Origin of the sequence: Streptomyces sp. NBC_01264 (assembly GCF_026340675.1) — a bacterium.
Classification (GTDB): Bacteria; Actinomycetota; Actinomycetes; order Streptomycetales; family Streptomycetaceae; genus Streptomyces.
On the sequence record NZ_JAPEOX010000001.1, the window covers coordinates 3,910,508 to 3,923,534 of the forward strand.

The 13,027-nt window shown below is 71.2% G+C and carries 12 protein-coding genes, 1 tRNA gene and 1 pseudogene; 4 read left to right on the forward strand and 10 right to left on the reverse strand.

The window, feature by feature from the left end; all coding sequences use genetic code 11:
• The first annotated feature begins 51 nt into the window (after positions 1–51).
• From OG435_RS18080 to OG435_RS18090, 3 genes are read left to right on the forward strand one after another with little or no spacing between them, the layout of a single operon-like run.
• Positions 52–660: an ArsR/SmtB family transcription factor gene (locus tag OG435_RS18080; RefSeq protein WP_266877908.1), complete on the forward strand. Its 609-nt coding sequence runs from the start codon at positions 52–54 to the stop codon at positions 658–660.
• A gap of 38 nt (positions 661–698) precedes the next feature.
• Positions 699–944, forward strand: a complete 246-nt coding sequence (locus OG435_RS18085) for a hypothetical protein (RefSeq protein ID WP_266877909.1) — start codon at positions 699–701, stop codon at positions 942–944.
• Complete coding sequence (locus tag OG435_RS18090) at positions 941–2,245, forward strand: MFS transporter (protein ID WP_266877910.1); 1,305 nt, start codon at positions 941–943, stop codon at positions 2,243–2,245. Before OG435_RS18085 ends, OG435_RS18090 begins: the two co-directional genes overlap by 4 nt.
• Here OG435_RS18090 and OG435_RS18095 read toward each other — a convergent pair.
• The 5 genes and pseudogenes from OG435_RS18095 to OG435_RS18115 form a co-directional block, all read right to left on the reverse strand.
• Positions 2,175–2,975, reverse strand: a complete 801-nt coding sequence (locus OG435_RS18095) for a S16 family serine protease (RefSeq protein ID WP_266877912.1) — start codon at positions 2,973–2,975, stop codon at positions 2,175–2,177. The two genes, OG435_RS18090 and OG435_RS18095, sit on opposite strands and share 71 nt — an antisense overlap.
• Before the next feature lie 93 nt (positions 2,976–3,068).
• Positions 3,069–3,710, reverse strand: coding sequence for an IclR family transcriptional regulator (locus OG435_RS18100; RefSeq protein WP_054222485.1), 642 nt, complete (start codon positions 3,708–3,710; stop codon positions 3,069–3,071).
• A 402-nt stretch (positions 3,711–4,112) separates the two neighbouring features.
• Entirely contained in the window at positions 4,113–5,897 is a 1,785-nt protein-coding gene (locus tag OG435_RS18105; protein ID WP_266877913.1) for a DEAD/DEAH box helicase, read from the reverse strand.
• Between the two features lie 199 nt (positions 5,898–6,096).
• Positions 6,097–6,315 (reverse strand): annotated as a pseudogene (locus OG435_RS18110) (type II toxin-antitoxin system death-on-curing family toxin); the annotation flags it as partial.
• Positions 6,316–6,544: 229 nt separating this feature from the next.
• A complete protein-coding gene (locus tag OG435_RS18115; protein WP_266877915.1) occupies positions 6,545–8,005 on the reverse strand; it encodes an MFS transporter in 1,461 nt (486 codons plus the stop codon).
• A 204-nt stretch (positions 8,006–8,209) separates the two neighbouring features.
• On the opposite strand from OG435_RS18115, the gene OG435_RS18120 reads away from it, so the two are divergent.
• A tRNA-Cys gene (locus OG435_RS18120) sits at positions 8,210–8,281 on the forward strand.
• Positions 8,282–8,363: 82 nt separating this feature from the next.
• Here OG435_RS18120 and OG435_RS18125 read toward each other — a convergent pair.
• From OG435_RS18125 to OG435_RS18145, 5 genes are all read right to left on the reverse strand, one after another.
• A complete protein-coding gene (locus tag OG435_RS18125) occupies positions 8,364–9,638 on the reverse strand; it encodes a tyrosine-type recombinase/integrase (protein WP_266877916.1) in 1,275 nt (424 codons plus the stop codon).
• Positions 9,639–9,649: 11 nt separating this feature from the next.
• Positions 9,650–9,886 carry an excisionase family DNA-binding protein gene (locus tag OG435_RS18130; protein ID WP_266877918.1) on the reverse strand — a complete coding sequence of 79 codons (237 nt, stop codon included), beginning with the start codon at positions 9,884–9,886 and terminating at the stop codon, positions 9,650–9,652.
• A 279-nt stretch (positions 9,887–10,165) separates the two neighbouring features.
• Positions 10,166–11,716, reverse strand: coding sequence for a YfjI family protein (locus tag OG435_RS18135; RefSeq protein WP_266877919.1), 1,551 nt, complete (start codon positions 11,714–11,716; stop codon positions 10,166–10,168).
• On the reverse strand, positions 11,713–12,639 hold the full coding sequence (locus OG435_RS18140; protein WP_266877920.1) for a bifunctional DNA primase/polymerase: 927 nt from the start codon (positions 12,637–12,639) through the stop codon (positions 11,713–11,715). Before OG435_RS18140 ends, OG435_RS18135 begins: the two co-directional genes overlap by 4 nt.
• Positions 12,640–12,725: 86 nt before the next feature.
• Positions 12,726–13,016: a hypothetical protein gene (locus OG435_RS18145; RefSeq protein WP_266877922.1), complete on the reverse strand. Its 291-nt coding sequence runs from the start codon at positions 13,014–13,016 to the stop codon at positions 12,726–12,728.
• Positions 13,017–13,027: the final 11 nt, after the last annotated feature.

The following is a 13,027-nucleotide window of genomic DNA, read 5'->3' on the forward strand; positions in this document are numbered from 1 at the left end:
AGTTGCAAAGAACCTCTTGCATAGAGTTCTTTGCAACTCTACTGTGGGGGCATGCCCGAAACCCCTGATCCCGAGAGCGCCGATCCCCGCAAGCCGGCCGAGCCGACGGTCCGCAAGCTCGACCCGCACTCCCTGCGCGGCCTGGCCCACCCGCTGCGCATCCGCCTGCTGGGCGACCTGCGCCTGCACGGGCCGGCCACCGCCTCGCAGCTGGCGGAGCGGCTCGGGGAATCGAGCGGCTCCACCAGCTACCACCTGCGCCAGCTCGCCGCGCACGGGTTCGTCGAGGACGCCCCCGAGCACGGCAAGGGCCGCGAGCGCTGGTGGCGGCCCTCGCAGGACGGCACCTCGTTCGACGAGGAACTGATCTACGACTCCGACCCCGCCACGCGCGGGGCCGCGGAAGTCTTCCTGTCCGAGATCGTGAAGATCCACGCCCAGGAGCTGTCCACCTGGATGAGCGGCGCGGCCGACTGGCCGGCGGAGTGGCGCCGCGCCTCGGACCTCAGCGACTTCTCGCTCCAGCTGACCCCCGACCAGAGCCTCGAACTGGTCCGCAAGATGCACGACTTGATCAACAGCTACAGCGATCTGCCGCCCTCGGAGGGCACGGAGACGGTCCGTTTCCACACGCACGCCTTCCCCCGACGCATCAAGTAGCCCACTCCACCGTCCCTTTTCGCAGAAGGAGTCCTGCCGTGCACGCCTTCAGCCATGCCCAGATCCACGCCGACACCCACGCCACCCGCACCGCCGAGGCCGCCGCCTGGCGCCTCGCGAGGGAGGCAGCTCCCCACCCCGGCCACCACCCCGCCGCCGCCCTGCGCAACCAGCTCGGCGAGAGCCTGATCGCCCTCGGCATCCGCCTGATCCAGCCCGCGCACCTGCACGCCGCCATCACCCGCAGCACCCGGATCTCCCGCCCGCACGGCGGCATCGCGTGAACCGTCGCCCCTTCGTCGCCGTCCTGCTCGCCAACACCATCTCGATAGCCGGAAGTTCACTGACCCTCATCGGGGTCCCGTGGTTCGTGCTCCTGACCACGGGCAGCGCCGGCCGGGCCGGGATCGTCGCCTTCTGCGCCACCCTGCCCGTCGCGGTCGCCGCCCTCGTCGGGGGCCCGGTCATCGACCGGCTCGGGCGCCGCCGGGTCTCCGCCGTCTCCGACCTGATCTGCGGACTGTCCGTGGGCGCGATCCCGCTGCTGCACCAGGCGGGGCTGCTGGAGTTCTGGATGCTGTGCGCGCTGATGGCCGTCGGCGGCCTCGTGCACACCCCCGGGCTGACCGCACGCTACGTACTGCTCCCCCACCTCGCCGAGCACGCCGGCACCACCGTCGCCCGCGCCGCCAGCCTCTACGACGCCGTCTCGCGCGGAGCCCGCATGATCGGGGCCGTGCTGGCCGGCGTACTGATCACCACGATGGGCGCCGACAGCGTCCTGCTCCTCGACGCGGCCACCTTCGGCGCCTCCGCGCTCCTGGTCACCGCGTTCCTGCGCGGGATACCGGCCGCCGAACCGCAGCGCGCCGCCGGGAAGGTGTCGTTGGCCGGCTACCGGGCCGAACTCGCCGAGGGCTGGCGGTTCCTGACCCGCACCCGGCTGCTGCTGGGCGTCACCGTGATGGTGATGATGACCAACGGCCTCGACCAGGGCTGGTCCTCGGTCCTGCTGCCCGTGCACGGCCGCGACGCCCTCGGCGGACCCACCGCCCTAGGCCTGATGGTCGCCCTCTTCGGCGGGTTCGCGCTGCTGGGCGCCCTGCTCTACGGAGCCTGGGGCGAGCGGTTCCCCCGTAGGGCCGTGTTCGCCGCGGCGTTCCTGCTGTGCGGGGCCCCGCGCTACGTGGTCGCCGCCTTCACCGACACCCCGCTGCCGCTCGCGGTGACGATGGCCCTGTCGGGGCTGGGCGCGGGCGTGCTCAACCCGATCCTGACCACGGTGATGCTGGAGAAGGTGCCCGACGCACTGCGCAGCCGGGTCTCGGGCGTGACCCAGGCGGGCTGCGAGCTGACCATGCCGCTGGGCGGACTGGCCGCGGGACTGCTCATCGACGGCTTCGGCGTGACGAAGGCACTGCTGGTGTTCGGCGGGGTCTACTTCCTCGCCACGCTCTCCCCGCTGGTGTTCCCGTCCTGGCGGAGCATGGAAGCGGCGCCGGCGGCCCCCCGGATCAGCACGAAGGAACCGCTGCGCCCTTCTTCTGCAGAGCCCGCAGCGCGTTCACCGCATCCGTCAGCGTAGTGACGGGGACCAGCCGGAGCCCCTCGGGGAGTTCGGACGTGGCGTCCGAGCACTCCGCCTTCGGTACGAGGAACACGCTCGCCCCGTCGCGCCGCGCGGCCTGAGTCTTCAGGGCCACCCCGCCGACCGCGCCGACCTCGCCGTCCGCGCTGATGGTGCCCGTACCGGCGATGGTGCTGCCGCCGGTGAGATCGCCGCCGCTGCCGTTCCCGTCGAGCTTGTCGACGATGCCCAGCGAGAAGAGCAGTCCGGCGCTCGGACCGCCGACGTCGGCGAGGTTCAGCTCGACCTTCACGTCCTTGGGGTCCTTGTGGAGGTAGCCGAGGGCGGCCTCGGAGGCCGTCGACTGCGACTTGGTCATCTCCTCCAGGTTGTGCTCCTCGATCTCCTTGTCGCTTCCGCCCGACGGGTACACCGACTCCCTGGGCATCACCGCCCGGGAGGTGTCGAACCAGTCGCCGACCAGTTCGCGCAGGGTGACGGAGGTGGAGGGACCGGTGGCCTGGATGGTGGTCATCCGCAGCTGGCCCTTGGTCTCGCGGGTGGGCGCCCCGGTGATGCTGATGACCTGCTTGCCGTCGCGGGAGCCGAGCACGTCGGCCGTGAGGCCCGGCTGCGCGATCACGAAGGGCAGCGGTGCGAGGGCCGCGACGGCGAACAGCGCGAGCACGGGCACGGCGCAGACGGCGAGGGCGGCGGGACGCGGCAGACGTGTGAGGCGAGAGAGCACCGGGCCAATCTAGCGCGGGCGCCCCCGAACGGGTCGAGCCGCGCCCCCGGTGATCGGGGACGCGGCTCGGTGTCCGGCTGTACGGCGTGCGGCTCAGCGCAGGGCGTCGGCCACCTCGCGGGCGGCGTCCACCACGCGCGGGCCGACCCGCTCGGGCACGGCGTCGGCCAGCATGACGACGCCCACGCTGCCCTCCAGCCCGGTGATGCCCACGAGGGGCGCGGCAGCGCCGCTGGCGCCCGCCTCGAGCTCGCCGTGGGTGAGCGTGTACCCGGGCTCGATGAGCGTGCCCTGACGGGCGGCCAGGATGGCCCGGCCGGCCGCCCCGCGATCCAGCGGATGGCGGAAGCCGGGCCGGTAGGCCACGTGGTAGTCGGTCCAGGTCGGCTCGACGACCGCCACGGCGAGCGCTTCGGTTCCGTCCACGAGGGTCAGGTGCGCGGTGGCGCCTATGTCCTCGGCGAGGGAGCGCAGCGCCGGCAGTGCCGCCTCGCGCACGAGGGGGTGCACCTGGCGGCCCAGGCGCAGCACGCCGAGCCCGACGCGGGCGCGTCCGCCGAGGTCGCGGCGGACCAGGGCGTGCTGTTCGAGGGTGGCCAGGAGGCGGTAGACCACGGTGCGGTTCACACCTAGCCGGTTGGAGAGCTCGGTGACGGTCAGACCGTGGTCGGTGTCGGCGAGCAGTTTGAGAACTCGGAGTCCTCGGTCGAGAGTCTGGGAGGTTTCCGCGGTCACGACGCCTCTCCCTCTTTCGGTGGGCGGCGGTGACTCTCTGGGGATAGCGGCGCCGGTCCCTCGGCGACGCACGGAGAGGCCGCCGGTAGCGGCCATGGCACCGGCTGCGCTCCCGCGGCGGCGTTGCCACGGGGCGTTCGATGCCGGGACACTAGCGAGCGGGTTCGCTCAGCGGAAGGGCTCGTCCAGAATCCGGGCGCCTACTGGCGTTTTGTGCCGGTTGAAAACGCACATCGCCGTCGATTCGTGACCTTCGGCCCGTCGGCCGCGGCTCATGCCGCCGGGTCGTCCGCGCGGCCCCTCACGGCCTCCCACCACGGGTGCGGCGACACCGCTACGGCGGCCCGGGCGGGCGGAGCCGTACGAATCTCCCCCGCCGCCCGTGCCGTATTCCGTAGGAAATCACCGCATCCGGGTGGCCCACTCCTGGACCTTCTTGATCCGCTCGCGCAGCTGTCCCGCCGTGGCTTCCGCACTCGGCGGTCCGCCGCACACGCGGCGCAGTTCGGTGTGGAGCACCCCGTGCGGTTTGCCGCTCTGGTGGACGTAGGCGCCCACCATCGTGTTGAGCGACTTCCTCAGCTCCAGCAGTTCCTTGTGGGAGACCACCGGCCGCCGGTCGGCGGGCAGCTCCAGCAGGTCCGCCTCGGAGTCCGGCTTGCGCTTGCTGTGCGCGATCTGCCGCGACTGCCGCTTCTGGAGCAGCATCTGGACCTGGTCGGGCTCCAGCAGCCCGGGGATGCCGAGGTAGTCTTGCTCCTCTTCACTGCCCGGATGCGCCTGCATGCCGAACTCGGCGCCGTCGTAAAGCACCCGGTCGAAGACGGCGTCGGACTCCAGCGCCTCGAAGGACATCTGCTCCTCGTCGCCGGTGTCCTCGTCCTCCTGCTTGTTCGCCTCCTCCATCTCCTTCTCGGAGTCGGCGTACGGGTCTTCCTCGCCCTGCTTCTTCGGCTTGTCGAGGACGTGGTCGCGCTCGACTTCCATCTCGTTGGCGAAGCCCAGCAGGTAGGGGATGGTCGGCAGGAACACCGACGCCGTCTCGCCGCGCCGGCGCGAGCGCACGAAGCGCCCGACGGCCTGCGCGAAGAACAGCGGGGTCGAGATGGTGGTCGCGTACACGCCGACCGCGAGCCGCGGTACGTCGACGCCCTCGGACACCATGCGGACGGCGACCATCCAGCGGTCGTTGCTCGCGGCGAACTCGTCGATGCGCTTCGAGGCCCCGGTGTCGTCGGACAGCACGACGGTGGCCTTGCTCCCCGTGATCTCCCGGATGAGCTTGGCGTAGGCCCGCGCGGAGTCCTGATCGGCTGCGATGACCAGCCCACCGGCGTCCGGGATGCCCTTCCTGACCTCGGTCAGCCGCTGGTCGGCGGCGCGCAGCACGTTCGGCATCCAGTCGCCGCGCGCGTCGAGCGCCGTACGCCAGGCCTGCGAGATGGCGTCCTTGGTCATCGGCTCGCCGAGGCGCGCCGCGATCTCGTCGCCCGCCTTGGTGCGCCAGCGCATGTTGCCGCTGTAGGAGAGGAAGATGACGGGCCGCACGACCCCGTCGCCGAGTGCGTTTCCGTAGCCGTACGTGTAATCGGCGGAGGACCGCCGAATTCCGTCATTCCCTTCTTCATAGGCCACGAAGGGAATGGGATTCGTATCGGACCGGAAGGGCGTGCCGGTGAGGGCGAGCCGCCGGGTCGCCGGATCGAACGCCTCCAGGCAGGCCTCGCCCCAGGACTTCGAGTCACCGGCGTGGTGGATCTCGTCCAGGATCACCAGCGTCTTGCGCTGCTCGCACCGGTTGCGGTGCAGCATCGGGCGCACGCCCACACCCGCGTAGGTGACGGCGACCCCGTGGTAGTCCTTGCTGAGCGGGCCGGCGGAGTAGTCCGGGTCCAGCCGGATCCCTATCCGGGCGGCGGCTTCCGCCCACTGCTTCTTCAGGTGCTCGGTGGGCGCGACGACGGTCACCTGCTGCACCACGTGGTGGTGCAGCAGCCAGGACGCGAGGGTCAGCGCGAAGGTGGTCTTTCCGGCGCCGGGGGTGGCGACGGCGAGGAAGTCGCGCGGCTGGGTCTCCAGGTACCGGTCCAGCGCACCCTGCTGCCAAGCTCGCAGGGCGCTGGCGGTACCCCAGGGCGCGCGGCCGGGGAAGGCGGGTGAGAGGTGGTGGGAGGCGGTAGTAGTCACGGTCTCCGGTTCGGTCTCTCGGCGGCGTTTCCGTTCCGGGCGTGCAGTCCGGGCATCTTCCGGGCGTGCGGTCCGGGCATCGGTACGGCCGGCGGTACGGGCAGTCGTACGTAGGACAACCGGGCCACCTTACCGGCCCGGGCCCACCCCTCGCGGAGGGACAGGCCCGTGACCTCGGCGCGTGCGGCGAGCGTCACACTCACCGGGTCAGCGCACGCAGCCGCTCCGCGATCCGCCCGATGTGCTCCTCGTTCCCCGCCGCCACGTCGATGACCAGGTCGTACGCCCCATCCTGATCGACATCCCCGAGATCGACTCCGTTGAGGGCGAGGAAGGTCGCGGCGGCGAGCCAGGCGGTGCGCTTGTTCCCGTCGACGAGGGGATGGTTCGTCGCGATCCCGTGCAGCAGCGCGGCCGCCAGCCCTCACGTCCGGCCCGCTCCCGCTCACCCCGCACCCAGCCCCGCACGGCGGCCAGTACGGCCTCGTCGACGCCGGCCAAATCCAGCCCCTCCGGCGTTTGAGGAGCGGGGGTCCGGGGGCTGGCCCCCGGCAGCGGCGCCGCGCCGGACCACGGGCCTGCCCGGCCCACGGGTGCACCCGGCCGTCGGGCCGGGGCGCCGGCGGGGCGGCCAGGGCAAACGGATCTCAGCCCCGCCGGGGCTCCGCGTCCAGCCGGGTGGCCACCCACGCCCCCACCAGCGCCACGCAGGCCATCGGCAGGAACACCACCACGAACGCACCGGGGTGCGAGGCCCCGGCCCCCTCCGCCACGGAGTGCGCCGCCCCCACCGCTCCCCCGCCCAGCGCGGCGAACGCCGCCCCGCCCGCCGCCAGCAGCACCACGTTCGCCAGCGCGTCCGAGATCTGTAGCGAGGCGGAGTTCGCCCCCGCCTCCTCCGGCGCCGACAGCTTCAGCAGCAGCACGCTCGTGGACCCGATGACGAGCCCCATCCCCAGGCACCCCAGCGCCCACACCAGCGCGATGATCCACACCGGCACCCACTCCACGAGCACCGCCGGCGCCCCGGCGATCGCCACGGCGACCATGATCATGCCCAGCACCATCAGCCGTTCCCGGTACGGCGCGGTCCGCCCCTGCGACTGCACCCACGAACCGGCCGCCCAGGTCACCCCGCCCAGCGCGAGCGAGAACCCGGCCATCGTCGGGCTCAGCCCCCGCTGGGTGACCAGCATCAGCGGGATGAAGCTCTCCGCCGCGATGAACGACCCCGCCGCCACGCCCCGCAGCAGCACCACCGACGGCAGCCCGCGCCGCGCCAGGTAGGTCCCGCGCGGGAGCAGCCCCAGCACCGCGGGCACCAGCAGGGCCGCCCCCGCGAGCCCCGGCAGCAACGACAGCCACCGAAGGTCCTGGGCGGCGTACTGCAGCAGCCCCGCGCCGACCGAGATCCCGAGGGCGAGCCGGATCCGCCGCCGGTCGAACGCCACGGGCGGAGCCTCGGGGTCCACCGGCCCGGACGCGCTCCGCCGGATCGCGGGCAGCGCCACGGCCAGCGGTACGAAGACCAGCGCGGGTATCCCGAGGAAGACCCAGCGCCACCCGAGGTGCTCGGTGACGGTCCCCGCGGCCAGCGGCCCGACGATCGACGGCACGACCCAGCTCGCGGCGAAGGCCGCCATGATCGCGGGCCTCAGCCGTTCCTCGTAGGCCCGGCTGACGACCACGTAGAGCGCGACGATGACCAGCCCGCCGCCGAACCCCTGCACGGCCCGCCCGAGCACGAACATCCACATCGTCCCGGCGGTCCCGGAACACACCAGCCCGGCGGCGAAGGCCCCGATCCCCACGGTCAGCGGCCGCAGCGGCCCCTGCCGGTCGGCCCACTGCCCGGAGAGCACCATCCCGAAGAGGCTGGTGGTGAAGTAGGCGGAGAAGCCGAAGGCGTAGAGCGCGATCCCGTCCAGCTCCCGGGCGGCCACGGGCATAGCGGTCCCGACGGCCGTGGCCTCGAAGGCGATCAGAAAGATGACGGAGATGATCCCGATGCTGAGCGTCCGGTACGCGGGCCCGAGGATCCCGCCCTTCGGGCCGTCGGGTATCGCTTCGACGGGTGCGGCAGCAGCTCGCTGTGGGAGGACGCTCATCGCCCCAGAGTAAGGCTCACACCTCAGTTTCGACCCTGTCATTCCGACCGATCCCACTCCCTCCCCCAGCCCTAGGCCAAAGGTCCCGCCCGCCCCCCTCGCCCCTCCCTCTGCGAACGCGGCATGGCAGTCGCATTGCACGCCCCCCGAACCCCTTCCCCACCCTCCCGCCCCCTCGTACGGTCATACACATCACCACCACCCAGCCGTGTGCCCGAGTGGTTGAGGGACTCGCCTGCAAAGCGAGTTACGCCGGTTCGATTCCGGTCACGGCTTCTGATGGCCCGACCAGCCATAACGAATGGGCGGCACCCCACACGGGGTGCCGCCCATTCGGCTGTTCGTCTCAGTTCCCGTCTCAGTTGGCAGGTACGAGCACGCCGGCCGTGCCGTCGTCGTCCTCATCCGGTCGGTCCGTCTCGGTCTTCCAGATCAGTCCGTCGACCTGCCGCGCCACATCGGTCCGCACCGCGTCGACCATGTGCTGATACCGCGCGGCCATGGCCGTGGTCGACCACCCCATGAGGCCCATGACGGCCCGCTCGGGGACGCCGAGGATAAGCAGCACCGTGGCCGCCGTGTGCCGTGCGTCGTGGAGCCGTCCGTCACGAACCTTCGCTTCCACGAGCAAGGCCTTCCACTCCGCCCAATCCCTCCGGTGCGAGGGGCTGCGCCCGTGCTCGTCGGGGAACACCCACTCCCCTTCTACCCAGCGCTTCCCAACTGCCTGCCGCTCCGCGTCCTGAGCCTTGCGGTGGGCTCGCAGTAGGTCAACGAGCTGTTCCGGGAGACCTACCGCGCGGCGGCCGGCACGCGACTTGGTGACGGAGGTCTCCGGGTTAGTACGCCGCTTCTCCGGGCAGTACCCGGCCTTCCGGCCGCAGGGAGCGCTGCACCCGTGCGCGTACTGCGGGCGGTGGCGACTACGGCGGACCACGAGGAACCCACCTTCGAGGTCTACGTCATCCCACTTCAGGGCAAGTACCTCCCCCTGACGCAGCCCGAGGGCGAGCGCGACGGCCCAGCGCGCCGAATTCCGCTGCCGACCAGAGGCCTCCAGGAGCCGCTGTACCTCTTTAACCGTGTAGGGCTCCGCCTCGTAGTCGCCCGTCTTCGGAGCCTTGGCCAGCTGGACCGGGTTCTTCCCGAGGTGGCCGCGTCGCACTGCCTCGTTGAGCGCGGTACGGAAGGTGCGGTGCACCTGATGTGCGGTCGCGGGCTTGCTGCCGTTGGCCTGCATCTTCGCGTAGAAGACCTCGATGTGCTCGGGCGTGAGCCTGTCGAGACGGTGAGCGCCCAGTCCGGGGATGAGGTGCTTCCGCACGGCGACTCCGTACCCGACCATCGTGTTGTCGTTGACCCCGAGCGGGGCGACGTTCTCGATCCAGTGCGTCAGCCACACCTTGACCGTCATAGCCTTGCCCGGCTTCCGCACGGTCTTGGCCTCCCGCTCCTTCTCCAGTTTCCTTACGGCGGTCGTGACTTCAGCACGGGTCTTGCGCTCCACGTGGCGCCGGTCAGGTGAGCCGTCGTCGCGCACACCGACCGTGACGCGGCCGTGCCACTTTCCGTCCTTCCCGAGATAGATGGAGCTACGGCCGTTGGGCTGGCGGGTCCGCTTGTTCTCTGTCATGGGCAGCCCCTTCAGGCAGCGGTGGAGGTAGGGCGGTGCGCTTCGCGGAGCCGGGCCAGGAAGTCGTTCACGGCTTCCGCCGGCACGCGGCGAAGCCGGCCGATGGGCACGGACTCCAGCTGTCCGGAGCTGATGAGGTGAAAGCACGTGGTCCGGCCGATGGAGAGTCGGCGGGCGGCCTCTTCGACCCTCAGCAGCACCAGGGTTGGATCTGCCACGTGGGACACGGCGTCATGGGCGTCATGCATGGGCTCGCTCCTTGGGGCGCCACAGAAACCACGAAATACACAGAAACCCGGGACAGGACCGCTGACCTGCGGGAACGAGGGGGTTGGGGCCGGTGGCTGGGCTGCCACAGAAAGGGCGGGAAGTCCCACAGAAATAAGCGGCCCGGGGTGGGCTCGTATTTGTGTGGTTCTTCTGCGGGTTTCTGTGGCAGCCACCCGGGAGCCCTCATTGAGGGTGTTCGCGCAGGTCAGGGGCCGGGTGGGGCTATTTCTGTGATTCTGTGGTTTCTGTGGCGGGGGTCAGAGGGTGGGTTCGCTCAGCTGGGGGTGGATGAGGTAGCGCGGGGACGGCGGCCGGCCCCTGCCTCCGGTGCGCTGGGCGGGCTGGCAGCGGACGTACCCGTGGTCCTCCAACAGGTCCAGCGCGGGGTCCAGATCGGCGACCGTGGGGAACTCGGAGCGGGAGAGCTTCACCATGAGGTCGCGCTTGCTGACCTCGGTCCACTTTTGGGTGCGCAGCAGTTCCAGCACGGTGTGAGCGCGGGAGGCGGTGTGGTCGGCGCCCATCAGGTCAAAGACCGCGAGGGCGTGGCCGGTGAAGTAGTCCGAGAGCTTGACCGCGTCGCGCATGGTGTCGGCGGTGATGGGCTGGGTGTGCCCGTCCTCGGTGTGGGAGGCCAGGTGCAGCAGTCCTGCGAGGCGGCAGGTCGCACCACCGAGCTTCGCGGCCCAGTTCCTGATGTGGCCGAGGTCTCCGCCGCGCTTGCGCAGCCGCGGTTCCTGTCGCCGCTCGTAGGCGGCCAGCGCTTCGTTCGCTTCGGGGGTGAGCTGGAGTACGGCCGGGTCGGTCCAGCCTGCGAGAGCCATCGTCAACGCGGTGACGCGCTCTTCGTAGGCGTCGGCCACGTCCTCGGAGAGAGGCTCGGGGAGCACTTCCCGGTAGCCCACAAGGTCTTCGGGCAAGGAGTACAGGAACCGCCCCAGCAGTCCCCTGTCACCTGCCCCCTTGATGCGGCTGATGTCTTCCAGAACCGAGGGCTGCACCGTCTGCCCCATGGTGAGAGCGGGGGACTCGATGAACTCCTCACGCCCCCTGCGGTCGACGCGCAGGCGGTCGCCTGCCTGCCCCTTGAGGAACACTTCCATGTTGGGGGTGCCCGAGTAGCGTCCGGCGATGATGTCGAAGATGCCGCCCTCGGCGGACATGACCGAGAGCCTGCCGCCCTGTTCGGCCAGCAGAGAGGCGATGACCTCGGGGGTGGCGTCGTCGGCCAGGAGCCGGGGCTTGGTGGGCACGACGATGGACTCCGCGACCTGCGCGAGGCCGATTGCCTCGGCCACGAGCTGGTCGCGCTTGTCTGCCTCCGCGCGGGCTGCTTTCGCAGCCGCGTTGTCCGCGACTTCCTTGGCGAGTTTCGCCGTGAGTTCGGCTTCGATGATGGCGCCGGCCGATGCTGCGGCAAGCAGTGCCTCGCACCTGTAGAGCGGGTTGGTCATCAGGCTGAACACCGCCGATTTGCGGCTGCCCGGGGGGAGGGCCATGACGACGAACAGGTTGACGGGCTCGCGCCACCGGCCTCGGACGTGAACGACGGCGCGGCCCCCGGCGGCCGTGGACAGGACCGCGAGGGCGAGTGAGGCGGCCGCGTCCACGGACGTCTGCGTCTCCTCGGCCACGCCGCGCACGAAGTCTCCGAGCCAGGCCGGGAAGACCTCGGTGGGGAAGGCGGGAAGTTCACGCTGGGCGGTGAGCGGGATCGGCTCGTCCCACGGCGCTGCGGCCGCCTGCTGGGCGTCCAGTGCTTCGAAGCCCGCCCACAGCTCCGAGCTGTCCACGGGGTGTGTGGTCATGCCGCCCCTCCCAGGGTGTTGCGGGCGCTGCGCTGGATGCCGTCGCGGATGCTGGCCGCGATGCGGGACGGCGCGAGCCCCTGGGGCGCGGCGGCGGTGAGCGCGGCGGTGACTTCCGTCTCGGTGAGGGTTCCGGCGGCGATGAGGCGGCCGAGGGCGTAGGCGGCGTTGTAGAGCGTGGTGTTCTGGGTGCCGGTGGTAGCGGCGGCGACCTTGGCGACCTCGCCGTTGAGAGCGGCCGTCGCGTACCGGTCCGCCTTCCCGATCCGGGAGCGGAGCACAGCCACAGGGACCGGGGCGGGTGCGGGCGGTGTGGCGAGCAGGTCACAGAGCCACGTGGGGAGAGCAGCGGGGGGCGCGTCGTGAATGATCTCGTACGAGCCGGTGCCGACCGTGCTGCCGGCCGCGACCACGTACCCGCCCCAGGCTCGCGTATCGACCTTCCAGCCCAGGCGTCCTGCGCTGCCACGCAGCTGCTTTTCGGCGGGGGCGGTGAAGTACAGGTGCTGGCCGCCACGGCGGGTGCGCACCGTGAACGTCTCGGTCGGCAGCCGCTCGCCAGCGCGCTCGCAGATCATCGCGAAGACGTCCAGACCGTCGGTGGCTCCGGCCCATTCCTGGGGTGCGGGTCCGTCGTCGTCCTTGGGGATGTCGAGGTCCACTACGAGGAGTCCGGCGGGGCCGGTGGCGAGGCCGACGTTGTAGGGGGCCGCCTGCCAGCACGCGGTGATGTTCCCGGGGTCGAGGGTGGCTCGCTGTTCGGGGGTGCGGTGGCCGTCCGCGCAGCGACCCGTACGGGGGCAGTTGCGTTCGGGGTGTCCGGCGGGCCGCTTGTCCCCGGGGCGCAGGGGGAAGACGGGCCAGCCTCGCTCTGCGGCGGCCAGGGCGGCGCTCAGCAGCGTCGGGGCGGGGGTTGGTGTCATGCTGGGGGTGCTCCTGTTTCTGCGAAGGGACTGGGCAAGCCGGGGCGGTCGCGGTCTTTGGAGAGAGGCGACCGCCCCGGGCACAGCTACAGGTCGGTGAGTGCGGCGGTGGGGATCTCGCAGACGTCGATGACGTCCTTGACTCCGTGCCAGCGGCCCGGGGTGTGGTGGATGTAGACCACGTGGAGCGGGATTCCGTCGCGGCTGGTGAAGGCGTAGACGTTGACCGCGTCCACGTTCTTGGGGCTCTTACGGGCGCTGCGGATGTGGGACAGGGCCGCGATCACGCTGATGCGCTCGGGCCGGTAGCTGAGACCGTCGACCTGCGTGTGCATCGTGGGGTGCTGCGTGGTGCTCAGGGCGGGACTGGAGGTCATGGCGATCTCTC

Coding starts and splice junctions, on each gene's coding strand:
- OG435_RS18080 (WP_266877908.1), top strand. CDS start 52: ATGCCCGAAACCCCTGATCCCGAGAGCGCCGATCCCCGCAAGCCGGCC.
- OG435_RS18115 (WP_266877915.1), bottom strand. CDS start 8,005: ATGAGCGTCCTCCCACAGCGAGCTGCTGCCGCACCCGTCGAAGCGATA.
- OG435_RS18125 (WP_266877916.1), bottom strand. CDS start 9,638: ATGACAGAGAACAAGCGGACCCGCCAGCCCAACGGCCGTAGCTCCATC.
- OG435_RS18130 (WP_266877918.1), bottom strand. CDS start 9,886: ATGCATGACGCCCATGACGCCGTGTCCCACGTGGCAGATCCAACCCTG.
- OG435_RS18135 (WP_266877919.1), bottom strand. CDS start 11,716: ATGACCACACACCCCGTGGACAGCTCGGAGCTGTGGGCGGGCTTCGAA.
- OG435_RS18140 (WP_266877920.1), bottom strand. CDS start 12,639: ATGACACCAACCCCCGCCCCGACGCTGCTGAGCGCCGCCCTGGCCGCC.
- OG435_RS18145 (WP_266877922.1), bottom strand. CDS start 13,016: ATGACCTCCAGTCCCGCCCTGAGCACCACGCAGCACCCCACGATGCAC.